The organism is Gluconacetobacter aggeris, from assembly GCF_014174395.1.
In the GTDB taxonomy this organism is placed as follows: Bacteria; Pseudomonadota; Alphaproteobacteria; order Acetobacterales; family Acetobacteraceae; genus Gluconacetobacter; species Gluconacetobacter aggeris.
Genome location: NZ_JABEQD010000009.1, coordinates 1 through 26379 on the forward strand (window position 1 = coordinate 1; position 26379 = coordinate 26379).

The 26379-nt window shown below is 66.8% G+C and carries 24 protein-coding genes; 14 read left to right on the forward strand and 10 right to left on the reverse strand.

Translation table 11 applies throughout. From position 1 onward, the window contains the following. The coding region (locus HLH36_RS12805) for a TonB-dependent receptor plug domain-containing protein (RefSeq protein ID WP_182986759.1) at positions 1–870 on the reverse strand (870 nt) is incomplete at its 3' end. Positions 871–938: 68 nt separating this feature from the next. On the opposite strand from HLH36_RS12805, the gene HLH36_RS12810 reads away from it, so the two are divergent. Beyond that, on the forward strand, positions 939–2357 hold the full coding sequence (locus HLH36_RS12810; RefSeq protein ID WP_182986760.1) for a HAMP domain-containing sensor histidine kinase: 1419 nt from the start codon (positions 939–941) through the stop codon (positions 2355–2357). Continuing rightward, positions 2354–3001 (forward strand): response regulator transcription factor, encoded by a 648-nt coding sequence (locus HLH36_RS12815; protein WP_182986761.1) that lies wholly within the window; start codon positions 2354–2356, stop codon positions 2999–3001. The genes HLH36_RS12810 and HLH36_RS12815 overlap by 4 nt, the downstream gene beginning before the upstream one ends. Positions 3002–3146: 145 nt before the next feature. On the opposite strand, the gene HLH36_RS12820 is transcribed toward HLH36_RS12815, so the two are convergent. The 3 genes from HLH36_RS12820 to HLH36_RS12830 form a co-directional block, all read right to left on the reverse strand. After that, positions 3147–4751 carry a porin family protein gene (locus HLH36_RS12820; RefSeq protein WP_182986762.1) on the reverse strand — a complete coding sequence of 535 codons (1605 nt, stop codon included), beginning with the start codon at positions 4749–4751 and terminating at the stop codon, positions 3147–3149. A 169-nt stretch (positions 4752–4920) separates the two neighbouring features. Further along, complete coding sequence (locus HLH36_RS12825) at positions 4921–6108, reverse strand: c-type cytochrome (RefSeq protein ID WP_220792830.1); 1188 nt, start codon at positions 6106–6108, stop codon at positions 4921–4923. A 10-nt stretch (positions 6109–6118) separates the two neighbouring features. After that, positions 6119–7870 carry a methanol/ethanol family PQQ-dependent dehydrogenase gene (locus tag HLH36_RS12830; RefSeq protein ID WP_182986763.1) on the reverse strand — a complete coding sequence of 584 codons (1752 nt, stop codon included), beginning with the start codon at positions 7868–7870 and terminating at the stop codon, positions 6119–6121. Between the two features lie 727 nt (positions 7871–8597). Here HLH36_RS12830 and HLH36_RS12835 point away from each other — a divergent pair. From HLH36_RS12835 to HLH36_RS12870, 8 genes are all read left to right on the forward strand, one after another. After that, complete coding sequence (locus tag HLH36_RS12835) at positions 8598–9374, forward strand: c-type cytochrome (RefSeq protein WP_182986764.1); 777 nt, start codon at positions 8598–8600, stop codon at positions 9372–9374. Further along, a complete protein-coding gene (locus HLH36_RS12840) occupies positions 9371–9529 on the forward strand; it encodes a hypothetical protein (RefSeq protein WP_182986765.1) in 159 nt (52 codons plus the stop codon). The genes HLH36_RS12835 and HLH36_RS12840 overlap by 4 nt, the downstream gene beginning before the upstream one ends. 34 nt (positions 9530–9563) lie before the next feature. After that, positions 9564–10076 (forward strand): cytochrome c oxidase subunit II, encoded by a 513-nt coding sequence (locus tag HLH36_RS12845; protein WP_182986766.1) that lies wholly within the window; start codon positions 9564–9566, stop codon positions 10074–10076. Next, on the forward strand, positions 10073–11818 hold the full coding sequence (locus HLH36_RS12850) for a cbb3-type cytochrome c oxidase subunit I (RefSeq protein ID WP_220792831.1): 1746 nt from the start codon (positions 10073–10075) through the stop codon (positions 11816–11818). Before HLH36_RS12845 ends, HLH36_RS12850 begins: the two co-directional genes overlap by 4 nt. Positions 11819–11828: 10 nt before the next feature. Next, complete coding sequence (locus HLH36_RS12855; protein ID WP_182986767.1) at positions 11829–12434, forward strand: SCO family protein; 606 nt, start codon at positions 11829–11831, stop codon at positions 12432–12434. Continuing rightward, positions 12431–13174: a cytochrome c oxidase assembly protein gene (locus tag HLH36_RS12860; protein WP_182986768.1), complete on the forward strand. Its 744-nt coding sequence runs from the start codon at positions 12431–12433 to the stop codon at positions 13172–13174. The genes HLH36_RS12855 and HLH36_RS12860 overlap by 4 nt, the downstream gene beginning before the upstream one ends. A gap of 158 nt (positions 13175–13332) precedes the next feature. Further along, positions 13333–14118 carry a prephenate dehydrogenase/arogenate dehydrogenase family protein gene (locus tag HLH36_RS12865; RefSeq protein ID WP_182986769.1) on the forward strand — a complete coding sequence of 262 codons (786 nt, stop codon included), beginning with the start codon at positions 13333–13335 and terminating at the stop codon, positions 14116–14118. Between the two features lie 35 nt (positions 14119–14153). After that, complete coding sequence (locus HLH36_RS12870) at positions 14154–14489, forward strand: host attachment protein (protein WP_182986770.1); 336 nt, start codon at positions 14154–14156, stop codon at positions 14487–14489. Positions 14490–14511: 22 nt separating this feature from the next. On the opposite strand, the gene HLH36_RS12875 is transcribed toward HLH36_RS12870, so the two are convergent. Then, entirely contained in the window at positions 14512–14838 is a 327-nt protein-coding gene (locus tag HLH36_RS12875; RefSeq protein ID WP_182986771.1) for a hypothetical protein, read from the reverse strand. Positions 14839–15031: 193 nt separating this feature from the next. Between HLH36_RS12875 and HLH36_RS20190 the strand changes: the two genes are divergently transcribed. The 3 genes from HLH36_RS20190 to lptG all read left to right on the forward strand — a co-directional run bounded on the left by HLH36_RS20190 (position 15032) and on the right by lptG (position 18645). Then, the gene (locus HLH36_RS20190; RefSeq protein WP_182986772.1) at positions 15032–16306 is read left to right on the forward strand and encodes a glycosyltransferase; all 1275 of its coding nucleotides are present in this window, start codon (positions 15032–15034) and stop codon (positions 16304–16306) included. Positions 16307–16474: 168 nt separating this feature from the next. Further along, positions 16475–17569: an LPS export ABC transporter permease LptF gene (gene lptF, locus HLH36_RS12885; RefSeq protein ID WP_182986773.1), complete on the forward strand. Its 1095-nt coding sequence runs from the start codon at positions 16475–16477 to the stop codon at positions 17567–17569. Next, positions 17566–18645, forward strand: coding sequence for an LPS export ABC transporter permease LptG (gene lptG / locus HLH36_RS12890; RefSeq protein ID WP_246376810.1), 1080 nt, complete (start codon positions 17566–17568; stop codon positions 18643–18645). The genes lptF and lptG overlap by 4 nt, the downstream gene beginning before the upstream one ends. 29 nt (positions 18646–18674) lie before the next feature. Here the strand turns inward: lptG and HLH36_RS12895 are convergent, their stop codons facing one another. The 5 genes from HLH36_RS12895 to HLH36_RS12915 form a co-directional block, all read right to left on the reverse strand. Next, positions 18675–19631, reverse strand: coding sequence for a CDP-alcohol phosphatidyltransferase family protein (locus HLH36_RS12895; RefSeq protein WP_338030454.1), 957 nt, complete (start codon positions 19629–19631; stop codon positions 18675–18677). A 58-nt stretch (positions 19632–19689) separates the two neighbouring features. After that, positions 19690–20406, reverse strand: coding sequence for a phosphocholine cytidylyltransferase family protein (locus HLH36_RS12900; protein ID WP_182986774.1), 717 nt, complete (start codon positions 20404–20406; stop codon positions 19690–19692). Further along, positions 20406–21533: an inositol-3-phosphate synthase gene (locus HLH36_RS12905; protein ID WP_182986775.1), complete on the reverse strand. Its 1128-nt coding sequence runs from the start codon at positions 21531–21533 to the stop codon at positions 20406–20408. The genes HLH36_RS12900 and HLH36_RS12905 overlap by 1 nt, the downstream gene beginning before the upstream one ends. A 569-nt stretch (positions 21534–22102) precedes the next feature. Then, on the reverse strand, positions 22103–23242 hold the full coding sequence (locus tag HLH36_RS12910) for a glycerate kinase (protein WP_182986776.1): 1140 nt from the start codon (positions 23240–23242) through the stop codon (positions 22103–22105). A gap of 208 nt (positions 23243–23450) precedes the next feature. Beyond that, positions 23451–24767 (reverse strand): MFS transporter, encoded by a 1317-nt coding sequence (locus tag HLH36_RS12915; protein WP_220791507.1) that lies wholly within the window; start codon positions 24765–24767, stop codon positions 23451–23453. A gap of 191 nt (positions 24768–24958) precedes the next feature. Between HLH36_RS12915 and HLH36_RS12920 the strand changes: the two genes are divergently transcribed. Beyond that, a complete protein-coding gene (locus HLH36_RS12920) occupies positions 24959–26197 on the forward strand; it encodes a sugar diacid recognition domain-containing protein (protein ID WP_182986777.1) in 1239 nt (412 codons plus the stop codon). The last annotated feature ends 182 nt before the right edge of the window (positions 26198–26379 follow it).

Sequence of the window (26379 nt, forward strand, 5' to 3'; positions counted from 1 at the left end):
CGCCATCTGGTTCGGCGCGGTAAACTGCGCCCTGGGATCGGCGCGCAGCAATTCCACCGGCGAGGTTCCCGGCCCGTTCAGCACCGAATTGGCCAGGTCGAGGCTGCCATGCACGTCCGTCGCCTGCCCCTTCCAGCCAAGGTCCGCATACAGGCTCTGGATGTCGGTGCTTTGCAGGTCCCGCCAGCCCTCCTCATGCACCTCCCGGCCGGCGACATAAAAACCCCAATCGCCCCGGCGCGCGGCATAATCGCCCTGGGCCACGATGCGCCCGAACGAACCGCCGGACAGATCGGCCTCGCCGCCGGCGGCGGTATTGAATGCGTTCTTCATCCGCACATTCAGCGCACCGCCCAGCGCGTTCAGGCCGAAGACAGGGTTCGGCCCCTCCACCGCCACCCGCTCGATCGCCAGATCCGGGATCAGGTCCCAGTTCACCGTGTCGCCAAAGGCCTGGTTGAAGCGCACACCATCAAGATAGACCGCAACACCCTGCGACGTGCCCTGCAACGGCGACGCCTGGAAGCCGTTCATGACGATGGTGGGCTGATACGGATTCCCCGCCGGCGCATTGAGGCTGACACCCGCCAGACGGCTGTCCAGCGCATGCAGCATGTCGGCGGTGCCGGTCCCTTGCAGGTCATGCGCGGTCAGGATGGCGGTCGCGGCCGGCAGACGGTCACGGTCGATGCCGGAACCCGGCAGTGGCGAGGTTCCGATGACGGTAATGTCCTCCGCCTGCATACCGGCGGACACGCCACCCCGGGCCACTTCCGGCGCCGTCTGCGCCAGCACCGCGCGGGCGGGCAGAAAGCAGAGCGTGACCGAGGCCAGATACAGGGCCCTCCGTCCAGTCGTCTTCTCAAACATGCGTTTATTCTTCTTTTTTGATTGGCATGCCACGCGGTTCATCAGATCGAACGGGGCCAGGGAAGTCGATGGGACATTTTCCCGAAAATCATAAAAATCATCCGCCCGGCACTGCATTCTTCCCGTTCCGCCCCATCGGTGCGCGCCTGCGGCTGCTGGAGCGCCTGCTGCTGGCACTCATAGTGGCCACGATGATCGGCCTGGTGGCCGGCTCCGGCCTCGCGGCGTGGCAGGCCGCCCGCTCGATCCGGGTGGAGCTGGTCGCCGCCCTGGCCAATGCCCGCGCCGATATCAGCGCGATGCCCCCACCATCGGCCCCGTCCGCCGCCCGCTGGCTGGCGGAACTGTGCGACAGTTTCGACGGCAATCGCCACATCCAGGCCCGCATCACGGATCAGGCCGGGCGCGTGCTGCGCCAGTCCCAACTGGCTGCCGGGCCCCGCCCGCCCGCCTGGTTCCTGCACGCCACCACGCCGCCCATGGCCCCGGTCACGCTCGCCCCGGCCAGCCTGCCCGCCGGATGGCGGCTGCACCTGCAAGCGGATGCGACCAACGAGGCGGCGGAACGCTGGGGCGAACTCCGGGTGCAGATCGCCACCATCACGCTGCTGGTCCTGCTGATCGCCGGATCATGCTGCGTCATCATGGTGCGCGGCCTGCGCCCGCTGGCCACCCTGTCCAACGGCTATGCCCGGATCGCGGCGGGCGACGAGGGGGTGGAACTCCCCGAAAGCGGCCCGGCCGATATCGCCGCACAGGCCGCGTCCTTCAATCGCATGGCCCAGGCGCTGCGCACGGCCACCGCCCAGAATCGCCACCTTCAGGACCAGCTCGCACGCGTCGCGGAGGAAGAACGCGCCGACATCGCGCGCGACCTGCATGACGAGGTCGGCCCCCTGCTGTTTGGAATCACGACCTTCGCGGCCACCCTCGCCCGCTCCGCCGCCGAAGGCCGCCACGACGCCATCCCCGCGCAGGTGCGCGCCATACAGGACGCCACCGGCTCCATCCAGCGCACCCTGCGCGCGATCCTGCAACGGCTGCACGGCACGCCGGGACGCGGGCTGCCCGAAGCCCTGGAGGCGATCGTCCTGTTCTGGAACAATGTCGCCCCGCACATCATCTTCACGCTTTCCTGCGATCCATCGCTCGGCACCCTGGACGGAGCAGAACGCGACGCCCTGTTTCACGTGGCACAGGAAGCTGTCTGCAACGCCGCCCGCCACGGACATCCTTCGCGCATCGCGCTGCGGGCCGGACGCGATGGCGGGCGGATCATCCTCTCGGTCCGTGACGACGGCACCACCGGCCCCAGCGCACCGGGTCTCGGGCTCGCCGGCATGTGCCGCCGCCTCTCGGATCTGGGCGGCCATCTGGACATCAGGCGCGACCAAGGCTGGACCGTCACCGCCAGCCTACCCGATCCGGACGCCCTTCCCCCATCGGCCAACACCCGCACCATGGCGCCGGAGGCGCACAACGCATGAAAATCCTGCTGGTGGACGACCATACGGTGGTGCGCGCCGGCCTGGGGCAACTGCTTTCAACGGCCCTGGGCGCCACGATCCTGGAAGCCGCCGACACCCCGACCGCCCATGACCTCGCCCTGCGCACGCGGCCGGATCTGGTGGTGCTGGATCTGGGCCTGCCCGGCGCCGGCGGCCTGTGGCTGCTGCCCCGCCTGCACGATGCCGGCCTGCGCGTGCTGGTCCTGAGCATGCACGCCGACCCGATCTATGCCCGCCGCGCACTGGATGCCGGGGCCACAGGCTATGTCTCGAAGACGATCGGCCCCGACGACCTGCTGGACGCCATCCGGCAGGCCATGGACGGACAATGCTATGTCGAATCCGGAATCGCCTCCATGCTCAGCGAACATCGCGACGTGCTGGGCCGCGATTTCGGGCGCCTGACGGCCCGCGACCTGGATATCATGCGGTTTCTGGGCGAGGGACGCAGCCTGTCCGACATCGCGGCGACACTGGGCGTCAGCTACAAGACGGTGGCCAACACCGCCGGCATGATCAAGACCAAGCTGGGCGTCGCACGCACCGCCGACCTGGTCCGTCTGGCCATTGCCATGCCGGTGGGCTGGACCATCGGCGGGCGGGAAAACCGGGAAACGGTTTGACGCCTGCGGCAGGGTTCGGAGTCTTCTTTTTCTGAAGAAAAAGAAGCAAAAAGACTTTTATTCGTTTTGGCCATCGTCTGGGTGGCGGCCATCCACAAGACCGTGCGGAACGATCCGGGGGCACGAATGCCCCCGGACGAAAACATCAGAAGAACAGGATCGCGCCGCCCGAGACGGTATTGTCACTGGCCGAATTGCCGTTATGCGCCGCTGCTTGCGTATGGGCATATTCCGCCACCAGCTTCAGCCAGTCGGTCAGATCGTAATAGGCCGCACCAACCTCGGACTGGTTGCGACGCACCAGCCCGGTCGCGGTATCCCCCGACGCCAGATAAAGGTTGCTGACGCCATAACTGCCCACCAGCTTGAAGCGCTTGGTGAAGTTGTAGGCGCCCTGCACGTAATACCCTTCCGAATCACGCTTGTGCCCGTTCGGCGCAATGCCGTCGAAGAACAGGCCCGTCGTGCCTAGGCCGCTGCCGCGATAGTAATAGACCACGGCCTGAGCGGGGCCATAGGTCAGCTTGGCACCGATTTCGCCGGCCTCGGCCATGGCACCACGCCGGTCCGTTTCCGCCAGCAGGCCGCTCGTCAGACCCTGCTGATGCTGGATCAGGAAGCTGGACCAGATCCGGGTACTCAGCTCGCCGATCTTGAAATCGTACGTGATCTTGCCCTGGACCATCGGCGAACTGTGCTGCGTCGACTGCGCCGACAGGCCACCACCGGCAAAATTGAACGCATCCAGCGGCTGGAAGACACCAACCGACCCCTGGAAGCCGGCAATGACCGGCGACGCATAGGAAATCTGCGGAATCCAGTCGGCATAGACATAGCCCAGGCCGATCCGGCCCAACGAGGTATTGGCCGGAGCCGTATTGCTGCCCGTCGTGCCGACGCTGAGCAGCGTCGCATCGTTCAGGATCGCGTCGGAACCGAACAGCGCCAGATCGCGGCCGAGCTTGACGGTGCCGAAGCTCTTCGTTCCCGCCGTCAGATAGACCTGACGCAGATCGATGCCCGCCGTGCCCAACCCGACCGAACTGCCGCCGGAATTGGCATTGAACGCGCCCGGATTGGCGTTGTTGAGGCCGGGATACAGGCCCAGCACCGCCGACAGGTCGATCCCCGACTGCGTCGTCGACAGTTTGAGGACGAAACCGGCCGGCAGCAGCCCGTTGCGCACCGCCGACGAATCGAATCCGCTGCCCCCGCTCGACAGCCCGCCCGCCACCGGCAGGCCGTGCCCTGGCGAATTGTAGCTGTAGAACCCGTTCACGAAACCGGAGAAATTGATATCGATCTGGCCGGCCTTGAAGGTCAGCCCCTTGCCCGCGACATAAGGGGCAACCCGGACCACGCTGGGGCTGTCGATCGTGCTGCGTGCCGCCAGCATCGAGGCCTCGGCGGCGCGGGCGCTGGCCGCGGCACTGTCGGCTGCCCGCTGGGCGGCGAGCACCGCCGGCATCACCGCGCCATCCGCGGCGGCCTCGGTCGTGACCGCGCCATGGCGTGCCGCCGCACCCCGCCCCCGTCGCGGAGCCTGGGCCGAGGCCGGCTCCACCGCATGATGGCGATGCTTGGCCAGCAGGGTCGAATATTCGACCTGCGTCAACGCACCCTTGGCCCGCAGGATATCTAGAAGATCGCTGTAATCGTCAGCCCTGGCGCAGCGGGCCGACAGCATGGACACGCCGCCAGCGGCCAGAACGGCCGTCAAACCCACCTGTGCCCAATGTCTTGCCGACATCTGACAAACTCCGTTGTTTCTTGTTTTTATTATAACGCGTTCGCCTATGGCGCGAACTACCAATTACGCCGCGCCTGTACAGGCTCCGGTAACGTTCTGGAGGGCACGCAGCCGCATCTGTTCACGGTCCGGTCCGGCCTGCAACCTGGCCGGACCGGGTCCCCGCTTCCTAATCCCCGCTATAGACCAGCGGCACCGTCGATGATTTGGCCCCGTCGAACGTCAGTTCGGCCGAACCGGCAGGCATGCCGTTCTGCTGCAGCAGAAACGCCATGATGTTCACATAGACATCGTGCGGCAGGCTGGCCGGCTGGGTCGCCGGCATATTCTGCGACACGATCGTGAACACGTCGCCAACATGGAAATTCGCCTTGGGCGAGGCGAAATTCTTGCCCTTGAGCGCGGGGCCGGCCATCCCCTCCAGATTGTCGCCATGGCATTGCGCGCAATTATCGGCATAGGCCTTCTTGCCTGCATCGGCCTGCGCCGCCGTAAAGAGCGCCGGCTTCGCCCCACCAGCAGCAGGCGTTGCCGGAGCGGCCGCCGGGGCCGCCGGCGCTTCCGCCGCCGCGAGGACGATCGGGTTGGCCGGCGACATGGCATAAGGGCGCAGCAGCGCCGCCAATTGGCCGGACCGCCGCAGCGCCGCGATGCTCTTCTGGAAAGACGCCGCCGCAGCAGCACCCTGCGGGCCATACAGCGCCACCACGTCCCAGTCGGCATGGGGTTCGCTCAGCGCGTGCATGCAATAGTCACGCGCCTTTTCCCCACCGGGCAGATAGGCCACCGCACTGGCGCGCCAGACCATCGCCGCCCGATCCGTGCGATGGACCACGCTCGCAATGGTCTGCGCATCGGTCGGATAGATATCGGCGTGGACATTGGGATGTTTCACGAAATACAGGTTCGGCGCCGTCAGGTAGGTCACCGCCACATCCGTCCCGTTCGGCAGGGCCGCCAGCGTTTCGGCCTCGTGGCCGCGCGGCGTCACCAGCACGAATCCCATCCGTGCATAGGGCGCCGTCGCCCGCATCCCCTCTGGCACCGCGCCATGCGTGGCATCGACGGGAAAGCCCAGCACCAGCGCACAGCGCGAGGCCGCGAGCGTGCTGAATTTCCGGACATCGAATCCGTCATCGTCCCCCGCGCCACTGCCGTCGAACGTATAGATCGCGGCATCGGTGCCCTGCTGGCGGGCCACCGCCTGGACAACCCGGCGATCCATCGCATGGGCCGGGTTGGAGGAATCGATGCAGACCGAAACCGTGGCCCCGGCCGGCCGCGCGGCAAGCACGGCACCGACGGCTACGGCGCAGGCCAGGGCGCGGCGCGACAGGCGGGCAATATTCATGCGCATGCGGTCCTCCTTACAGCGCGAAGACATAGAGATGGCCACCCAGCGGAATCGAGCGGACACGCGGGTCCTTCGCCATGTCGCCGCCCCAGATCGGCACACCGCCGCCCCAACCGGCATAGACGCCGACATATTGCCTGTCGCCGACCTTCCAGGTGCTGGGCACGCCAAGGACACCCGACGACATTTTCGGACTCTTCCACAGCACGGAACCCGTTTTCGCGTCGAAGGCATACAGATAGCCGTCGGCGCTGCCCGAGAAGACCAGCCCGCCCGCCGTCGCCAGCATTCCCCCGTTCCACGGCAGCGCGGATTTGAACGACCAGGCCTGCTTGCCGGAATTCAGGTCGATGGCCTGGACCGAACCCCATTCATCGGGATGTTCCGGATCGCGCATGACGGTAAAGGTCTCGCCCAGGAACGGCAGGCCGGCCTTGTACGAAACCGAGGCCCCCTTCATCTTCATGCAGGTGTGCAGTGTCGGCACATAAGCGAAATGGGTCTGCGGATCGACGGCGATCGGCCACCAGTTCTTGCCGCCCAGGAAGCTGGGGCAGGTAAAGATCTCCTTGTCCACGTCCGGCCGCATGGCGGGGTCGGTCATCGGCCTGCCATCCTTGAAGCCGGAAACCGACGTCGCATGCGCGAATTTTTCAGCGTAGATCAGTTTCCCGTTCGTACGGTCGACCGCATAGAACCAGCCATTGCGGCTGGCGCTGACCAGCGCCTTGTACGCCTTGCCCTGGTAGGTCAGGTCGGTCAGGACCGGCTCGTTCGTGCCGTCATAATCCCATGTATCGTTCGGCGTGTACTGGTAATGCCACTTGATCTTGCCGGTCGCCGGGTTCAGCGCGATCACGCTGTCGGTATAGAGATTGTCGCCCGGCCGCAGCACCGCCAGCCACGGCCCCGGATTGCCCACGCCCCAGATCAGCGAGTCGGTCTGCGGGTCGTAACTGCCGGTCAGCCAGGTGGCGCCACCACCGGTCTTGTAGGCCCCCTTGGGCCAGGTATCGCCGCCCGGTTCGCCCGGAGCCGGAATCGTCGACTGCCGCCAGATCTGCTTGCCGGTCTTGGCATCCAGCGACGCAATGAAGCCCCGCCCGCCATACTCGCCACCCGAGACGCCGACAATGACATGGCCCTTGACCACCAGCGGCGCCAGCGTCATCGCATAGCCCAGGTCCGGCGCCTCCAGCGCCTGGTCCCACACCACCTTGCCGGTCGTGGCATCCAGCGCCAGCACATGATTGTCCAGCGTGGCCATGTAGACATTGCTGCCATACAGCGCGACGCCACGGTTCACCACGTCGCAGCAGATCGTCTTCAGCCCCACATCGGACAGGTCGCGCTGATATTTCCACAGCAGCTTGCCGGTGCTGGCCTGAAAGGCCAGCAGCCCGTTCTTCGGCGTGGTGATGAACATGTAATCGCCATTGACGATCGGCGGCGCCTCATGCCCGCTCTTCGAGCCCGTCTCATAATCCCAGGCGGGCTTGAGCTGGGCGACATTGCCCGCGTTGATGCCGTCCAGGACCGAATAGCCCGTGCTGGAATAATCATGCCGGTACATCAGCCAGCCATTGTCCTGCGCCGCGTGGCCCAGCCGCTCGCTCGTCACCGGCTGATAGGGGCCGGCCGGGTCTTCCGCCCGGACGGGGGATGTAACCGTCAGCGCGGTCGCACAGGCCAGTGCGACCGGCAGGGCCAGCACCGCATTGCGCAGGGGCCGCCTGGTGACGCTGGTACGGTAAGCAAACTTCATCTTGGATCTCCCGCAACACTCTTCCGGTAGGAATCGTCCGCACGGCATTTCAGCTTCCGGGAAATGAAAGTCGCGCCCAACCGTCCGCAACGCCGTCCGGCCGAGGGCCGGATAAGCGTAACGACAGGAACATGGCGCAAGATCCGTAAGTAATCCCCGACAAAACCGTTCATGACGATGCTCCACCTGCACGTTCGTCGTTCTTATGTGTCAGGCCCCTCAGCATTTGCCGGTCCAGGCGTTTCTGTCACGACAGCGAAAAGGCATGGGGCCGGCGGACTGTCGCAAAACTGCGACAAGTCCGGAGCCGGTCGCGCAAGAACAGGGCCGGAAAACCATGGTGCAACGCAGAAAATCGCGGACGGCGCTTTTATTCCCCCGCGGCATCGATACGGATTGACTATAATCACGTTTCAGAGATTATGGCCGGCACGATGAAAGCGCCCCTGTTCCTGTCTCTCTATTGCGTGGCCTGACCGGAAATGTGGGCTGGTGCGCCAGGGCGCCGCGCAAGCGGCACGTCCACCATGTGCTTCCGAGCCTCGGCGCGGACCGGATTTCCATCCCCTGATCGCGCGCGCCTGTCTCAATTCTGCGACAGGTCACGTATCCGGATCGAAACCACCCCCGTGACAGGCCAGCGGCAACATCGGAAAGTCGCAGCCGAAGAGCGAGCGGGCCAATAAGCAAGAATACCAGGAACCGCGATGCAGGGGGATTGCGGGCGATGCCCGGTTTCCGGCAATCGCCTGTAGCTTATCATATCGGCAAGACACCCGAACGGGAGAAAGGCATGCACCAGGCGGCGGAAAGCATCATCCGTCCAGGCCGGCGACGGGCTGGCGTATTGACGCTCTTGGGACTCACCCTGCTGGCCGCGCAACCGTCCCGCGCGGCCGATACCCCCGATCCGGCGGCGGGGCGGACAATCGCGGAAAGCGGCGTCCTGACCGGCCATGTCGGCTGCTCGGCCTGCCACCTGATGAACGGTGCCGGACAGCCCGAGATGGGCATACCGCGCCTGGCAGGCTTCTCGGCCGCCTATCTGGAGCAGCAGCTGGGCTTCTTCGCGTCCGACAAGCGCAGCAACAACTGGATGGCCCCCTATGCGCGGATGCTGACCCGGAAGCAGATGCAGGACGTCGCCGCCTATTATGCCAGCCTGCCCGAACCGCCCCCGGCCGAGAACGACCCGGCCGGCGACACATTGCGCGCGCGCGGCAAGGAGATCTTCCAGAAAGGGGACATGCCCCACGGCGTGATGCCATGCGGCGGCTGTCATGGCCCGGCGGGCCAGGGCATGGGCAGCTTCGCCCCGCATCTGGCCGGGCAGTCCGCCCCCTATCTGCTGGAACAGTTGCGGCAATGGCAGCAGGGCAGGGATCGCGACCCGATGGGCAAGATAATGGTGAAGGAAACCCACGCGATGGCCGACACCGACATGCAGGCCGTCGCGGCCTACCTGCAAAGCCTGCCGGCACCGGACACGGGAGCCACGAAATGAGCACACCGACCACACATGATGACGGGAATGACGGCATCGCCCCGCCCGTGATGGAGGTCCGGCCGGTCGGCACCTGGGTTGTCAGCTTCGTGCTGCTGGCGGCGACGCTGACGGTCTGGGTCCTGGTCTCGGTGATCTTCCTGCATCGCGCGTGACGGGAGAGGAACGGTTATGGACAACAAAACGGGCATGAGCCCATTCGAAGCCGCCTTCCATGCCTCGGCCGAACGGCACGAGCGGTTCTGGATCTTCGGCGTGCTGGTCATGCTGGTACTGCTGACGATCGGGACGATGTTCTACGTCGTCCATGATTACGGCCTGGTAACCGGCACCCATTCCTACGCGGCCGACCCGCAGGCCCCGGCGCGCGAAGCCGCGTTCCAGGACGGCAAGGTGGTCCGCACCGGCCCGAATAGCTATGCGGTCTATATGGTCGGCCGCGCCTGGCACTGGGCGCCGGACGTGATCCATGTGCCCGAAGGGGCCGAAATCACCTTCTACGTCACCAGCGCCGACGTGCTGCATGGTTTCGAGATCCAGGGCACGCCGGTCAACCTGACGGCGGTACCGGGCGTGGTCGGCACGGTGAAATACACGTTCCGCCATGCCGGACTGTTCCGCATCATCTGCAACGAATATTGCGGCATGTTCCACCACGCCATGGTGGCCCGCATCATCGTCGATCCGGCAGGCACACCATGAGCATGGAAATCACAGCCGACACACTCCCGTCCGCCCTGGCCCGGTCCGACTCCGACCGCGCCGCCGCCAGCATGCACCGGCTGATGCTGGCCTTCCTGATCACGGGCTTCTCCGCCCTGCTGATCGGGGCGACCATCGGCCCGCTCCAGGCATTGAATTACGGTGGGGTCGACGCCTATCCCGCCCTGCGCCCGCTGCTGCAGAGCTATTACCAGGGCCTGACCATCCATGGAGTGATGAACGGGTACGTCTTCACCTTCTTCATCACCTGCGGGCTGCTGGTCTACCTGCCGGCCCGCGAACTGGGCGTGGCGCCCAATCTCGTGATGTGGCGCACCTGTTTCGCGATCATGGCGGTGGGTGCGCTGTGCGTACTCTATGCCATGGCCGACAATTCCTCGTCGGTGCTGTGGACATTCTATCCGCCGCTGAAGGGCAGCCCGTTCTTCTATATCGGCATCACGCTCCTGGCCCTGGGCAGCACCATGCCGCTGCCGATCCTGCTGGAGATGCGCGCGACCTGGCGCCGGCACCGCCCCGGCGAAATCACGCCGCTGGTCACGTACATGTCGCTCACCACCATGCTGATGTGGGGCCTGGCCGGCGTGGGCGTGATGGCCGAACTGGTGCTCCAGCTCGACCCGTGGTCGCTGGGGCTGATCGGCACCGTCGACCCGATCATCAACCGCACGCTGTTCTGGCTGACGGGCCACCCGATCGTCTATTTCTGGCTGATGCCGGCCTATGTCTCATGGTACGGCCTGCTGTCGCGCCAGGTCGGCGGCAAGCTGATCTCCGATCCGATGGCGCGGATCACCTTCGCCCTCCTGATGATCTTCGCGCTGCCCGTGGGCACGCACCATCAATTCTCCGATCCGGGCTTCTCGTCGATCTGGCGCGGCATCCTGGTGGTGCTGACCATGTCGGTGGCCACCCCCAGCCTGGTCACCGCCTTCACCATCGGGCTGAGCCTGGAATATGCCGGCCGCCTGCGCGGCGGACAGGGCTGGTTCGGCTGGTTCCGCGCCCTGCCCTGGGGCGATCCCAGCGTGGCGGCACAGCTCCTCGCGGCGATCACCTTCATCCTTGGCGGCGCCACGGGCATCGTCAACGGCAGCTGGCAGCTCAACGCCATCGTCCATAACACCACCTTCATCCCCGGCCATTTCCACGTCACCGTCGGCAGCGTCACCGCCATGACCCTCATGGCGATCAGCTTCTGGATGGTGCCCCATCTGACCGGCCGCCAACTGATCAGCCGCCGGCTGGCGCTGTTCTCCGTCTGGACCTGGTTCGTCGGCATGACGATCTTCGCCATCGGCATGACATGGGCCGGCCTCTACGGCGTGCCGCGCCGGGCATGGGTCTCGGCCCTCCCCCACGACACCTATCACGCGCTCTATGGTGCGGCATCGGTCCCGCTGGCACTGGTGGCGGCAGGCGGTGTCCTGCTGTGGGTGGCCAGCTATGCGTTCTTCGCCGTCTTTTTCGGCAGCATCCTGTTCGGCCGGCGCGCGGCCCCTCCGCCCGTTCCCTTCGCCCAGTCCTTCGGCGGCCCGGCCAGCTCCACCATCGACTCGCCGCCCAACCCGGCCCAGTCGGCCTCGCCCCTGATCCGCGCGCTGGATCATGTGTGGCTGTTGACCGGCATCACGGTCCTGGCGACCCTCGCCGCCTATATCCCGATCCTCTGGCCGTTCCTGCATCATGTGACGCGGGCACCGGGCTGGATTCTCTGGTAGGCCACGCGGCGTGACGGCACTTGCGCCACCGCTCCGCCAGTCCCTGCGGCGCGCCGCCTGCGCGGTGGCCGCCATCCTGGCCCTCCTGGTGCTCCATGCCGGCTGGAGCGGCGGCTTCGGCCGGTTCGGCTCCCCGGTCGCACCGGCCCCGGCCCCGAGCCTCGCATTGCGCGACGATCTGGGCCGCCCGTTCGACCCGGCAACGCTGCACGACCGGGCAACGCTGGTCTATTTCGGCTATGTACGCTGCCCCGATGTCTGCCCGACCGTGCTGGGGGCGCTGGAACCCGTCTTCGCCCGACTGGGCCCAGACGCGGCGCGGACAGCCATCCTGTTCGTCACGCTGGACCCGGCGCATGACACGCCCGCCGTACTGCACGGCTTCCTCTCCCAGTTCCAGCCGGCCCCGACCGGCCTGACCGGCCCCCCCGCCGATGTGGCCGCGATAGCCCGCGCCTGGGGAATCGGCTGGACGGGAACCGACGGCCATATCAACCACAATTCAGTCCTCATGCTGGTCGGCCCCGACGGGCGGATGCGTGCCCGCTACGGCATGACCCAGTTGAACGATCCGGATGCGATGGCCGCCGACATCCGCGCGGTTCTCCCCCGATGAGGGGCTGGAGCCCCCTGCTTCAGGCCGGCTGGGTCGCCGCCGGGCTGCTCATGGGCACCGCGATCCTGCTGCTGGCCGCCCGGCACCGCCGGCCGGCATGGCGGCTGACGGCGGGCGGCACCGGCACGCTGCTGCTGGCGGCCTCCTGCCTGGGGCTGCGTGACCCCCTCGCATCGATGACGCAGTACACCACTGCCCTCATGGTCATGGGTCAGGTCGTTCCCCCCTTCCTGCTGCTGGCCCTCGCCGGCCCCACGACCAGGCAGGCCGCCCCCGTCCGGGTCGCGGGCTGGACGCGCGACCCCGGGGTGGCGGCGGCGCTGTTCGGCGGCCTGGCTGTAGCGACCGGCCTGCCATCAATCCTGGACCGCTCGCTGGCCAACGCCCTGTTCAGCGCGCCCCTGGGCCTGCTGGACCTGCTGGCCGGCCTGCTGTTCTGGGCCCAGTTGATGCCGGGCAGCCGCGTGATCCGGCACGATCCGATGGCCGGCGCCTACGCGCTGCTGGGCAGCCTGCCGATGACGGTCGTGGCCGTGATATGGATGACGGCGCCGCGCGTGCTCTACGCCCCCTATCTCGACGTACTGTGCCGATGGGACCTGACCCCGCTTCAGGATCAGCACTGGGCGGGTTTCGTCATGCTGGTGGCGGGCCTGCCGCTCCAGGTCGTGGGCGCATGGCTGCTGGTCGCGACCCAGGGGCAGAAACCCCCGCCGGCCTTGACCGGCCCCGCCGAATGATTTTATCTGCGCGCATGATCACCCCGTCCTTCCTGTCCGGACTGTATTACGCGCCGCATTCATAGCGGCGGGGGCTTGTCATGTGTTCAACCGCTGCGTCGTCAGCGGTCGAACAATCGAGATTCCTCCCGACAACGCAGCTTCCCGAAAGCAGTGTCATGTCAGACGGATCTCTTCCCTCTTCTCCCCAGATCGGCCTGTTCGGCTTCGGCGCCTTCGGGCGGCTGATCGCCCCCCACCTGGCCGCCCACTGCCCCGTCCGCGTCCACGATCCCCTTCTGCCGCCGGGCCCCCTCATGCCGGGGATGGCGGCGACGAATCTGGAAGATGCCGCCGCCTGCCCGATCGTGATCCTGGCGGTTCCGGTCGCGCGGATGCAGGCGGTCGCGCGCGCGATCGCTCCCCACCTGCCCCGCCACGCGCTGGTGGCCGATGTCGGCTCGGTCAAGATCCTGCCGGCGGAGATCCTGTGCCGGGAACTGCCGGACCATGTCCGCATCATCGCGACCCATCCCCTGTTCGGCCCCCAGAGCGCGCGGGACGGCATCGCCGGCCACCGCATCGTGCTCTGCCCGCTCCGGCGGACCAGGCCCGGCGCCGTGGCCGCGTTCCTGCGCCGGACCCTGGGGCTGGACGTCATCCTGACCACGCCCGACGCCCATGACCGCGACGCCGCGATGGCGCAGGGCCTGACCCACCTGCTGGCGCGCATCCTCTCCGAGATGGGCCCGATGCCCGAACGGATCAGCACCAGCAGCTTCGACCTGATCCGCGCCGCCACCGCCATGGTGCGGGACGACGCGCCGGACGTCTCTCACGCCATCGCGCACCTCAATCCCCACGCAGGCGCGGTGCGCCGGCGCTTCCTCGCCATCGCCGGCCGAATCGCGGAAAGTGATGACGCGAAGGACGCAGCCCCCTTCCCCGAAAGGGCGTTCGGGTGAAAGATGATACGGTCTTGGACAGGGAGAAGAAGATCATGGCAACGATCGACCCCGTGACCTATGTCGTCGCCGACGCGCACACGGCGCGCCTGCTCCGCCACGAAGGACCCGCGCTGCACACCATCCGGCACATCGCGACCACCGAACAGTTCGCCACCACGATCGCCGCGACGCTGAACCACGGCGTGACCGACGGCACGATCAGCCGCTTCGTCCTGGCCGCGCCGGGCCATCTCCTGCACGCCATCCGCGCCGACCTGACCGCCGCCGCCCAGGACAGGCTGATCCTGGCCGTGTCCAAGGAACTGGCACAACTGCCGGACCACGAACTGATCGATCATTTCGACATACCGGCGACCGGCTGGCCATAACCCACGCAATGGACCGCCGGGGCTAAGCTTCGGCGCCCACGCCCTCCGCGCCCGACCCGTTCAGGCCGGAGCGCTTGGCCCATGCATCCAGATCGAGAAAGGCCTCGATCATCCGTTCCAGCGCGATCGCGCGGTTCGGCAGGTCCGGCTGCCGTGCCTGCCAGTCCTCGACACGCCGGAGAACGGAACCGTTGAGCGTAACCGTCACGATCTCACTGTCTGCGACCACCCGCGACGACGAGGGCACATGGACGGTCCGTACCGTCTGCAAGGCCACCTGCAATCCCGAAACCTGGGCACGCAGTGCGGTCAGGTGCGACAGGATCTCGATGGCGGTCAGATCACGCATGACCGTTTCCTCCGAACCAGACAGGGAGCAAAAAAGGGGGCCGTCAACCGATTTCGTAGCGCGCCGTGCCCACGATGGTTGCATCTGCCGCCCAGCGCCGGCATGGCGCCCCTTCTGGACAGCCACGGACGTTCCCGGTCATATGCGCCATCGGCGGGCCAGCGCCCGGACAAAAGCCTGATGGATTCGACCAGTGAGACAGAGCGGCCATGCCGGAAACCCGGATGCGGGGATCGGAATCCTTTTCGCATTCGAAAATCCGCTCCCCAGTGCCGAGGCCGACGCCGAAGTCTTCATCACCACCGCCCGCTACCTGGCCCGCCTGGCGCCCCGCGCGCGGCTGCACGTCCCCATGCGCGACCAGGCGGCCTGCGCGGCCATGGGCAAGGCCACGGGGCTGGCGGTGGTACGGGCCTGGGCACCGCTGGGCCCGGCCGTCCTGCGCCATCTGATGTGCGGCCTGACCATCGTCTGCCGCCGGGCCTTCCGTCAGGCGGACCTGGTCTATACCCGCAACCTGTGGATCGCCTGGATGGCCATCCGGTTCGGCCAGCGCGTGGTCTTCGACCATTACCGCCCCTGGCCCGACCAGATCCCGCCGCTGCGCCGCTGGCTCCACCGGCTGATGAGCCATCCGCGCTTCATCCTCAATATCTGCCATTCGGACTATACGCGGCGGAAATATCTGGAACTCGGCGTGCCCGCCGCCAAATTGCGCTGCATCCATAATGGCTTCGAGCCCGAGCGGCTGGATGCGCGCCCCACGCCGGAAGCCGCGCGACAGGCCCTGTCCATCCCTCCCGCCGCCCGGACGGTCGTCTATACGGGCCGGATCAACCGGCGAAAGGGGCTGGACGTGGTCATCGAGGCGGCGCGCCTGCTGCCCGACCGGCTGTTCATCCTGGTCGGCTCCTACGGCGACGGCCCGATCGAAGAGAAGGCCCGCCCCCTGCCCAACGTGCGGATCGTGCCGTTCCAGCAGCCCGAGACCCTGGGCCTGTATGTCGCCGCCGCCGATGTCCTGCTGATCCCGCCTTCGCTCCAGCCCCTGACGCGCTTCGGCTCGACCGTCCTGCCGCTCAAGCTGTTCTTCTATATGGCATCGGGCCGCCCCATCCTGGCCGGGGACACGCCAGACGTGCGGGAAATCCTGCGCCACGGGGTCAATGCCTGTCTCTGCCAGCCAGACTCCCCCTCCGCCCTCGCGGAAGCGGTGCGGCAGATGACCGACGACCCCATGCTCTGCGCCCGCCTCGCCGAGGCCGCGCTGGCGGAAAGCCGCACCCTGACCTGGGAGGCCCGCGCCACCCGGATCATGACCGCGATCTCCGAACGCCTGGATGCCCCGGCCGATCCGGTCATACCCTGGCAAGCGCCCCAATGGCGCCTCTATCGGCGCCAGTGCTGGTGCTGGCTGAAACATCTGCTGCGCACCGGGTCGCCCATCCTCCCGCCCTCCGGCACATGACCCGGCCGGGGCAACGGGTTTGACGAAAGCAGGCCGCTCTTTTATTCTTGGGCAATCAGGGGTGCGTTCACACGCGGCACAGGCCGCGCCCGTCCGGCGTGACAGGACGGAGGGACCGGTTCGTGCGCCCCGGCGCGACGCGTGTCCCCGACAGACGGTTTTCATACCTTGATCATTCGCAACTATCTTCTGCGCGAAATCGGGAAGCCCCTGGCGGCCATGCTGGTGGTATGCATGGCCCTGTTCGCCGGCTACAGCGCCGCCGATTTCCTGTCGGACGCCGTAAACGGCCTGCTGTCCACCAACACGATCGTGGAGCTGATCGTGCTCAAGCTCCTGATCAGCCTGGAAGTGCTGGTGCCGGTGGCGCTGTACCTGTCGATCGTGCTGGCGCTGGGCACGCTGTACGGCAATTCCGAAATCACGGCGCTGCATGCCCTGCGGGTCACCCCCACCATGCTGCTGCGCCATGTCATGGTCCTGGCCGGATGCGTCGCCATCGGGGTCGGCCTTCTGTCACTGATCGTGCGCCCCTGGGCCTATGAGCGGCTGCATGCCCTCTCGCGCAGCGCCGAACTGACGCTGGACGTCGACGCGATGCAGCCCGGCACCTTCTATGTCGTACAGAATGGCGCGCGCGTCATCTTCCTCACCCGGCGCCAGGGCCCCAACGGCCCGGCCCAGGATATCTTCGTCCAGTTGCGCCGCCCCACGGACATACGGATCATCCATGCCGAACTCGGCTATCCGGTGGCCGAAGAGGGCAATGGCCGCACCGATCTCTATGTACGGCTGAAGAACGCCCATATCTACGATATCGGCACCAGCCCCGGGGCACACGATCAGGTCCTGACCGCGCGCGAAATCACCCAGGACCCGAATCGCCATGTCGTGGAAGCGCCGAACGACAGTTCGGTCACCGCCGGCAGCCTGCGCATCGCCACCTCGCACAAACCGGCGGACGTGGCGGAATTCCAGTGGCGCCTGTCCACCCCCCTGACCACCATGCTGCTGGCGATGCTGGCCGTGCCGCTGGCCCGGGGGCGCCCCCGGCAGAATCGCTACGGCAAACTGGGGACCGCGATCCTGATCTTCTTCGTCTATTACCTGCTCTATACCTCCGCCCGAACCTGGGTCCAGCACGGCATGGTCGCCCCCGTTCCCGGCATCTGGTGGGCGCCCGCCCTGCTGGCGGCCCTGACGGGGTTCATGCTGCGCGGCCAGATCGCCGAGCTGCTGTCACGGCGGGATGACGCGGCATGAGAATGAGACGTTTCGATCGCTATATCCAGCTCGTCACGCTGCGGGCCTTCGTCCTGGTCGCCGTCGGGCTGACGGCGCTGTTCAGCCTGCTGGAATTCGTGGACCAGCTCTCCTTCGTCGGCCAGGGGCATTATCACCTGGCCGACGCCGCCGCCTATACCGCCCTGCTGGCTCCGGCACGGTTCATGCAGGTCACCCCCATCGCCATGCTGCTGGCCTGCCTGCTGGGCCTGGGCGGCCTTGCCAAACATTCGGAACTGACTGCCCTGCAGGGGATCGGCCTGTCGGAAATGCAGATCATCGGCGCGGTGCTGCGCCTGATCGTGCCGACGATCGTGCTGCTGTTCCTGGTCGGGCAGTTCATCGTCCCCTCGGCCCGCCACATGGCCCAGGTAGGCCGGACCGCCGCCCTGACGGCGGGCACGGCGAATGCCGCGGACGACAGCGCCTTCTGGGCCCATGGCGACCAACAGTTCCTCGGCGTCCACCGCTTCATGAACGAAACGCTGGGCGAGGATATCGACATCTACCGTTTCGACGATCAGGGCGCGCTGACGCAATATCTGCACGCGGCCCGCGCCACCATCGGCGCGGACGATGACTGGGTCCTGGCGGACGTCACACGCAAGGACATCGTCGCCGACCAGTTCCACACCAGCCATCAGGACAGCATGATCTGGCATGCCTTCCTGTCGTCGCGGCAGATCCGTTTCCTCAGCCTGCCGCCCGAGAGCGTGCCGCCCATCGCGCTGTATCGCTACATCCAGGACCTGAAGCGACACCACCTGCCGGCCACGCGCTATGAGCAGGAACTCTGGTCGCGCATCAGCACGCCATTCGCCATGATCGCGCTGATCGCCTGCGCGGCCCCCTTCGTCTTCGGACCGCCCCGCTCGCAGAATCTCGGCTATCGCATGGCGATCGGCATCGCGATCGCCATCGTGTTCTCACTGGGACAGGAAATCACCAGCCGGCTGGGCCTGCTGCTGGATCTGAACCCGGCCATCACGGCCCTGACGCCCCCGATCCTGCTGATGCTGTCCGCGGCCTTCCTCTTCATCCACACCAGGGAATAAGAGGCCCTTTCAAAAACCCCGCAGCGCCGTCAGGGCGCGGCGGGCGCCTTGGCCTCGACCACAAAGGCCGCCTGGTCGCGGCGGCGGCCGGCCGGGCCCGGCAGATCGGTGTCCAGCCCATCCAGCCCGGCCGTGAACGCGGCATCACACGCGCGCTGCCGGGCCAGCAATATCATCAGGATCGCCGTAAAACCCACGATCTCGAACATGAAATAGGCCAGCGGCACACGGCAGAAAACGCACAGGAAGATGCCGATCGTCCGATAATTGGCCGACAGGATCGACCAGCCGCGCAACAGCGGCGCAAAGGCCTCGCGATAGGCGGTGCGGATCACCGGCGCGCGGTCGGGATGCGCCGCCAGCAGGCCGGTCAGGCGCTGGTTCAGCCCCGCCTCTCCGCCCGCGGCGGTCAGCGCCTCGAGCCGATTATAGAGCCCGAACAGCAGGTCGCCCATGCGCCGGCCCGAACGAACCTTCGCCCGCGCCATAGGTGCCACGCCACGGGCCCAGCCCCAGAAATTATAATCCTGCCGCTGCCGTTCATAGGCGGCGGACTGCACCGCATGGCACAGGCCGGCCAGCACGACCAGCGCCCACACCCACGCCCCGTAAAGGGCGGAAAGAGCCAGCGCCAGCCCGACATAGACCGACACGAACGTCACATAATCGCAGATGCCATCCAGAATCTTGCCGATCTGCGACTGCTTGCCCGTCAGCCGCGCCAACTGGCCGTCCGCGCCGTCCATGACATGCCAGATGATCATGAGCAGGAACCCGCCGACCGCGTAACGCGGATCGCCGACATGGTGATAGGCCACCCCCGCCAGCACACCCGCCGCCATGCCGCAGAGCGACACCGCATTGGGCGCCACCCCCATGCGGGCAAAATGCCGCGTCAGCCACCCCGAGACCGGATGGATGACATACAAATTGGTCAGTTCTTCGATTTCCGACGTGCGCCGCACGGGATCTGTCTGCTGCAACACGACTGGCGCCCTTGTTTCCTCGTCCCCCTGACCCCGTGGGGGGCCAGGGCAATGCCTGTCAAAGCAGCCCTTGGGCCATCAGGCGTTCGGCCTTGTCATAGGCCACCGGGTCATCGACGTCGATCCACAGACGCTCGCCGATATCGAGGACATAGGCCTTGTGCCAGCGGGCCAGCGTGTTCATGGCGCCGGAAATACTGTCCTCGCCCTCGGCCTGGCTGCTCTCCAGGGCATCGAACATGGAAGGCGTGCACCGGAAGATCCCGGTGTCGAACGCATTGAATTCCGTCAGCGACTTGCCGATGCGCCCGATCCGACCGTCCCGGCACAATACCCGCGTCACATCGTCCGGATCGTTCAGCATGCGCTCGACATTGCTGTCGATACCCAGCGTCACCCCGTCCCGGCCGGCCGGAATCGACGCCATCAGGCGATTGATGTCCGGGTCCAGCACGTGGTCGCACATCGTCAGCAGAAACGGCCCGTCAAGGAACGGCCGGGCACAGAGGACGGAAACCCCGTTGGCGCGGTCCCACGCCGGATTATGGACATGGGTGACACGCACCCCGTCACATTCCGCCATGCCGTCCAGGGCCGCGCACAATTCGTCGCCGCGATAGCCATTGATGATGACGAATTCATCGACCCCGCCACGGCGGGCGCGGTCGATGACCTCGGCGATCAGGGGTCGCCCCCGGATCGGGACCAGGGGCTTGAGCGGCCCCTTGTCACGCAGGCGACTGCCCTGCCCGGCGGCGACGATCAGGCACTTCATCAGGCGGGAACGGCCTCGGTCGAATGGGTGGCGATGAACGCCTCGACCATCTTGTGCGCCTCGTCATCCGTGTACTGGACCAGCGGATGCTTGCAGAAATAGGCGCTGGGCGCCGCCAGGACCCCACCCACGCCGGAATCCAGCGCCAGCTTGCAGCAGCGGATCATGTCGATGGCGACACCGGCCGAGTTCGGCGAATCCTGCACCGACAGGCGCAGCTCCAGCTCCAGCGGCACGTTGCCGAAGGCGTGGCCTTCCATGCGGATGAAGCAGACCTTGTTGTCGTTCTGCCACGGCACATAGTCGCTGGGGCCGACATGGATGTCCTCGTTCTCCATGCGCGTCTTCGCGACGGCCTGCACGGCTTCGGTCTTCGAGGTCTTCTTCGACGCCAGACGTTCCTGATTCTTCATGTTCAGGAAGTCGGTGTTGCCGCCCGTGTTGAGCTGGTACGTGTGCAGCATCTTGACGCCGCGCTTGGCGAACAGGTCGGTCAGCACGCGATGGACGATGGTCGCGCCCAGCTGCGACTTGATGTCGTCCCCGATGATCGGCACGTTGCGCTCGGCAAAGCGGGCGGCATATTCCGGGTCGCTGGCGATGAAGACGGGGATGTTGTTGATGAAGCCGACACCGGCCTCCAGCGCGCATTCGGCGTAGAAGCGGGTGGCCTTCTCCGAGCCGACCGGCAGGTAGTTCACCAGGATCTCGGCGCCGCTGCGGCGCAGCTCCGCCACCACGTCCTCACGGGTCGGCTCGGCCGCATCGGCGCGCACGAAGCTGCGCTTCTCGTCATGGTTGGCCATGTGCTCGGACAGGCCGTCCAGCACCGCGCCCATGCGCACGGTCACGCCACTGTCGGGGATGTTCGGCTCGAACTTCACGACGCAATTGGGGGCAGCGAAGATGGCGCGGCTGACATCGGTGCCGACCTTGCGCGCGTCGATATCGAACGCGGCCACAACCTCGATATCACTGGGACGATAGCCGCCGAGGCTCTCGTGCATCAGGCCGATGACTTCCTCGTTGTGGCGGTTCGGGCCGTAATAGTGAATGCCCTGGATCAGGGCGCTGGCACAGTTGCCGACGCCCACGATCGCGATACGGATACCGCCCTTAGTCTTCATAATGTTTCCCTGCCCTCTTCGAGACCATAATAAACCAACAGTCGTGACGGCCGCCGGCCGCACGACGAATCAAAAAGCACATTGTCGCCTGAACGGGCCCGGTATCGGCATGCGACGCGGCATTGAACCACGGGGTCGCCATGACCGCGCTCACTCCCTGGTGCGATCCGTGCCGATCGCCACGAGCCTCCTGCTCTTTTGCCAAGCATCGGGGAAATCCGACGCCAGATCAAGAATGCGTCCCTGTCAGGTCCCCCTCGGCCAGCGCTGCCACGGGCCTGATTCGGACGCACCCACGGCTCGGGTGCGATCTTTTCCGGCCCTTATGTTACACAGTTCGATGGTCTTTTAGTTAATTTAAGTTAATCTCTCATTGGGCAAAAACACATCGCCCCACCCATGGAACGCGAGGCAACTTTCCCCATATCTTCATAAAAACAATTTTTTATGGACAATCCACCCCTGGTAGGAAAACAGGCATAACCCGGAGACGCTGCCTTCGTTTTGTCATATTTGACATAAAATAAAATCAATCTCCCACGAAACTCGGGCCGCCGGTTACATTTGCTTCATCTCGCCCGAAAGATCGCGGTCGCAGCGGCCACGTTGCGCGCCGTCACACGGACATTGATCGCCGCCTCCGCCAGGGCCTCTTCCAGCGTGCAGGGCCGGTTGACGACGCTGAAGACGGCATCGATCCCATGGGCATGCACCCTGGCCGCATCCGCGCCCAGCGACCCGGCGATGCCGATCACCGGCCGCCCATGCCGCCGGGCCACCCGGGCCACGCCGATCGGCGCCTTGCCGTGCACGGTCTGCCCGTCGATCCGACCCTCGCCGGTAATCACCAGGTCGGCATCGGCCACAATGGCGTCCAGCCCCAGCGCCTCCATCACAATCTCCACCCCCGGCCGCAAGGTGGCATCCAGGAATGCCAGCGCCGCCGCCCCCAGCCCGCCCGCCGCGCCGCCACCGGGAACGGCATCGACCGCGCGCCCCGTCGCCGCCGCGATCTGATCCGCATATCCCGCCAGCGCACCATCCAGCAGGCGCACCATCTCCGGCGTCGCCCCCTTCTGCGGGCCAAAGACCGAGGAGGCCCCGAAGGGACCGGTCAGCGGATTATCGACATCGCAGGCCACCTCGATCCGGCAGCCGGCCAGCCGGGCATCGAGGCCCGAAAGGTCGATGCGCGCCAGCCGGGCCAGTTCCCCGCCGCCGAACGGCAGCTCGACACCGTCCCGATCGCGCAGCGACGCACCCAGCGCCTGCGCCATGCCGGCGCCACCATCATTGGTGGCACTGCCGCCGAGTCCCAGAATGACGTGCCGGCATCCTTCATCGAGCGCCCCCAGGATCAGTTGCCCGACGCCATAGGTCGTGGCCGTCATCGGGTTGCGCCGGTCGCGCGGCACCAGCATCAGCCCTGCGGCAGCGGCCATCTCCACCACCGCCGTCCGCCCGTCACCCAGAATGCCGAACGCCGCCGTGACCGGCGCGCCCAGCGGCCCCGTCACCTCCCGGGTCAGCATCCGCCCACTCGTCGCCAGAACCAGCGACTCCGCCGTGCCTTCCCCCCCATCGGCGGCCGGCAGCTTTACATAAGTCGCGTCCGGATAGATCTCGCGGAACCCATCCTCGATCGCATCGGCCACCTGCAGCGCCGGCAGGCTTTCCTTGAAGGAATCACACACGATCACGATCTTCATCACCGCCCCCTCCCTTGTTTTTGATCATGCCACCCGAGCCTCGGAAAGCGTGGCTGGACATGGGGGCTGGTGAGCGAGAGTGCCGCGCAAGCGGCACGCCCGTCGTGCGTTTCCGAGCACCGGAGCGGAGCGGCCTTGATGGAAGTGAGCACCGGAGCACAGGAAACGCGCGCCGGATCGCCGCCAGCGCGCATGTCCAGCCGCGCTTTCAGCGGTTGACGCGGGTGGGGGGCATGCGCAGCACAAGCACCACCCCCAGCACCGCCATCGCCGCCAGCAGGGCCAGCGCCCCGTCGGTCCGCTGCGTCGCGTCCTTGATCCAGCCCACCAGATACGGGCTGACGAACCCTGCCAGTTGCCCCATCGAATTGATCAGCGCCAGCCCGCCCGCCGCCGCCGCCGGGCTCAGGTAACCGCTGCAAAGCGGCCAGAACATCGGCAGGCCGGTCAGCGCCCCCGCGGTCGCCACCGTCAACGCCCCCAGCGCCACAGGCATCGAATCCGGGAACCGGGCCGCCAGCGCCAGCCCACCCGCCGCCATCAGCAGCGGAACCGCCAGATGCCACCGCCGCTCGCGCATCCGGTCCGCCGAACGGCCCATGACGATCATGAACAGGCTGGCCCCGACATACGGCACCGCGCTCAGCCAGCCGATCGTCGCCGCGTCATGGATGCCGCTGGAGCGGATGATCGTCGGCAGCCAGAAATTGATCGCATAGACCCCGGCCTGGATGCAGAAATACAGCAGCCCCAGCATCCAGACCGCCGGATTGCGCAGCACGGCGCCGAAACTGTCGGCCAGTTGCTTCGGCTGCTCCAGCCGGTCGCGCCGCAAGGCCTCGCCGACCGCCATCCGCTCCTCCGGCGCCAGCCAGGCCGCCTGCTCGATCGTGTCGCTCAGCAGCATCACCATGCCGATGCCCAGTGCCACGGTCGGCAGTCCCTGCAGCAGGAACAGCCACTGCCACGCCGCCAGCCCACCGGGCGCCGAAGCGAAATGCGACAGCATCCACCCCGATAACGGGCCGCCCACCACGCCGGAGAGCGGAATCGCCGACATGAACAGGGTCAGCGCCCGGCCCTGCCGTTCGGAGGGGAACCACCGCGTCAGATACAGCACCAGCCCGGGAAAGAACCCCGCCTCGGCCGCCCCGGTCACGAAGCGCAACAGGTAGAAGCTGATCGGACCGGTCACGAACATCTGCGCCGCCGACAGCAGGCCCCACAGGACCATGATCAGCGCCAGCCACCGCCGCGCGCCCACGCGCTGCAGCATCAGGTTGCTGGGCACGCCGCAGGCGATATAGCCAAGGAAGAAGATCCCGGCCCCAAGCCCATAGGCCCGTTCGGACATGTGCAGCGCGTCGAGCATGTCCAGCTTGGCGAAGCCGACATTCACCCGGTCCAGGTAATTGAACAGGTAACAGACGAAAATATAGGGCACCACCCTGCCCGCGACCTTGCGAAAAGTCGCGTCCAGCCGGCCCACCGCCGGCGACGAGAGTGCGGAGGCTGCGTGCATCATTCTTCCCCGATGCTTGTTTTTTCTTGCCCGGCCACGTTCCGGGGGCGGGACGCGGGCGGGGGCTCCGGACACCATGCGGCAGCCGGGCCATTGAAGCGACCCTACGGGCAGAAGCGGTCCGCCGTCTTGGTGCATCCGCATGATAAATATGCCAGAATCGGCACAAAATTCTGGGCATATGACAGAGCAGCATGAAGACACCGGAACCAACCGCCCATACCGCCACGCCCGACGGCATCGGGCGTCCGGACATCGACCCCGCCCTGGCCCAGGCGATCGTCGACCGGTCGATGGCCATCACCGGCTGCAACATCAACGTGATGGACGCCCGCGGCATCATCATCGCCAGTGGCGACCCCGCCCGGCTGGGCCAGGTCCATGACGGGGCCCTCCTGGTCCTGGCGCGCAGCAGCGCGGTCGAGATCGAAGCCCGCGCCGTCCGGCAGTTCGGCGGCGCCCGGCCGGGCGTCAACCTGCCGCTGCGGATCGGCCGGACGGTCGTGGGCTGTGTGGGGCTGACCGGCGCCCCCGGCTCGCTGCGCCCCTATGCCGAGCTGGTCCGCATGGCGGCCGAGACGATGCTGGAGCATGCGCGCCAGAACCGCACCCTCTCGCGCGACGCCCGCCTGCGCGAGGAACTGGTGCTGAGCCTGGTGCGCGAGGTCCCCACCCCGCCGGCCCTGGCCCGCTCGGCGGCGCGCCTGGGCATCGACCTGCGGCAGCCACGGGTGGCCGCGATCATCGAAATCCGCTCCGAAGGGCCGGACGCCGCGGCATTGCTGGGCGAACGGCACCAGTTGATCAACCTGCTCGGCGAGCCGGAGCGCGGGAATCTGGTGGCACCGCTCTCCCTGGCCGAAATCGCGGTGCTGAAACCGGCCCTTACCGCCAAAGGCATCTGGAGCCTGGACTGGCATCGCGAATGGGCGCGCCGCCTGCTGGCCCGCGCCCGCGCCACCACCGGGCTCGACCTGCGCCTCGCGCTGGGCGGGTTCGTCGACGGGGCCGACGGGCTGGTGCGCTCCTTCCACACGGCCCGGGCAACGCTGGATGTCGGACGGCGCCTGCACCCGGAACGCGAACTCCTGTTCTACGAGGAAATGCGCCTGGCCGTCCTGCTGGACGCCCCGTCCCAGGATTGGCGGACCCAGGAATTGCGTGCCCCGTTGCACCCGCTGCTCGGGGCCACGGGCCACGCGATGCTGCTGCACACGCTGCGGGTCTGGCTGGCCCACGGCATGCGGCCCCAACCCACCGCTGCCGCCCTCGGGCTGCATCGCAACAGCCTGGACTACCGCCTGCGGCGGATCGAAAGCATCTGCGGCGTCGACCTGACCGCCAGCAAGGATATCGTCGCGCTGTATCTGGCACTGCACCTGACCCCCGACAGGGCGCCCCTGGAACACGGCCTTTCCGAAGGCGCCACATAACGCCGCGTCCGGTTACAGACCGTTGCTTTCCCCCCGGCCATGCGAAAGGCGAGGCCCCCACCCGGATGCGCGACGTCACGCCCGACCAGGCGACGATCGGCGACGAGCAGCACTGACCGCATTCCAGAGGCCGCAGTCCCGAATCGCCAGGTCCGTCACGGAAACCCCGCTGCGCAACCCCC

Bases quoted from the DNA above. Each gene is read 5' to 3' on its own strand.
- HLH36_RS12820 (WP_182986762.1), bottom strand. From the start codon at position 4,751: ATGTCGGCAAGACATTGGGCACAGGTGGGTTTGACGGCCGTTCTGGCC.
- lptG (WP_246376810.1), top strand. From the start codon at position 17,566: ATGAGAATGAGACGTTTCGATCGCTATATCCAGCTCGTCACGCTGCGG.
- HLH36_RS12920 (WP_182986777.1), top strand. From the start codon at position 24,959: ATGAAGACACCGGAACCAACCGCCCATACCGCCACGCCCGACGGCATC.
- HLH36_RS12900 (WP_182986774.1), bottom strand. From the start codon at position 20,406: ATGAAGTGCCTGATCGTCGCCGCCGGGCAGGGCAGTCGCCTGCGTGAC.
- HLH36_RS12850 (WP_220792831.1), top strand. From the start codon at position 10,073: ATGAGCATGGAAATCACAGCCGACACACTCCCGTCCGCCCTGGCCCGG.
- HLH36_RS12875 (WP_182986771.1), bottom strand. From the start codon at position 14,838: ATGCGTGATCTGACCGCCATCGAGATCCTGTCGCACCTGACCGCACTG.
- HLH36_RS12835 (WP_182986764.1), top strand. From the start codon at position 8,598: ATGCCCGGTTTCCGGCAATCGCCTGTAGCTTATCATATCGGCAAGACA.
- HLH36_RS12870 (WP_182986770.1), top strand. From the start codon at position 14,154: ATGGCAACGATCGACCCCGTGACCTATGTCGTCGCCGACGCGCACACG.
- HLH36_RS12910 (WP_182986776.1), bottom strand. From the start codon at position 23,242: ATGAAGATCGTGATCGTGTGTGATTCCTTCAAGGAAAGCCTGCCGGCG.
- HLH36_RS12810 (WP_182986760.1), top strand. From the start codon at position 939: ATGGGACATTTTCCCGAAAATCATAAAAATCATCCGCCCGGCACTGCA.
- HLH36_RS12840 (WP_182986765.1), top strand. From the start codon at position 9,371: ATGAGCACACCGACCACACATGATGACGGGAATGACGGCATCGCCCCG.
- HLH36_RS12825 (WP_220792830.1), bottom strand. From the start codon at position 6,108: ATGCGCATGAATATTGCCCGCCTGTCGCGCCGCGCCCTGGCCTGCGCC.
- HLH36_RS12815 (WP_182986761.1), top strand. From the start codon at position 2,354: ATGAAAATCCTGCTGGTGGACGACCATACGGTGGTGCGCGCCGGCCTG.
- HLH36_RS12865 (WP_182986769.1), top strand. From the start codon at position 13,333: ATGTCAGACGGATCTCTTCCCTCTTCTCCCCAGATCGGCCTGTTCGGC.
- HLH36_RS12905 (WP_182986775.1), bottom strand. From the start codon at position 21,533: ATGAAGACTAAGGGCGGTATCCGTATCGCGATCGTGGGCGTCGGCAAC.
- HLH36_RS12860 (WP_182986768.1), top strand. From the start codon at position 12,431: ATGAGGGGCTGGAGCCCCCTGCTTCAGGCCGGCTGGGTCGCCGCCGGG.
- HLH36_RS12845 (WP_182986766.1), top strand. From the start codon at position 9,564: ATGAGCCCATTCGAAGCCGCCTTCCATGCCTCGGCCGAACGGCACGAG.
- HLH36_RS12830 (WP_182986763.1), bottom strand. From the start codon at position 7,870: ATGAAGTTTGCTTACCGTACCAGCGTCACCAGGCGGCCCCTGCGCAAT.
- HLH36_RS12915 (WP_220791507.1), bottom strand. From the start codon at position 24,767: ATGATGCACGCAGCCTCCGCACTCTCGTCGCCGGCGGTGGGCCGGCTG.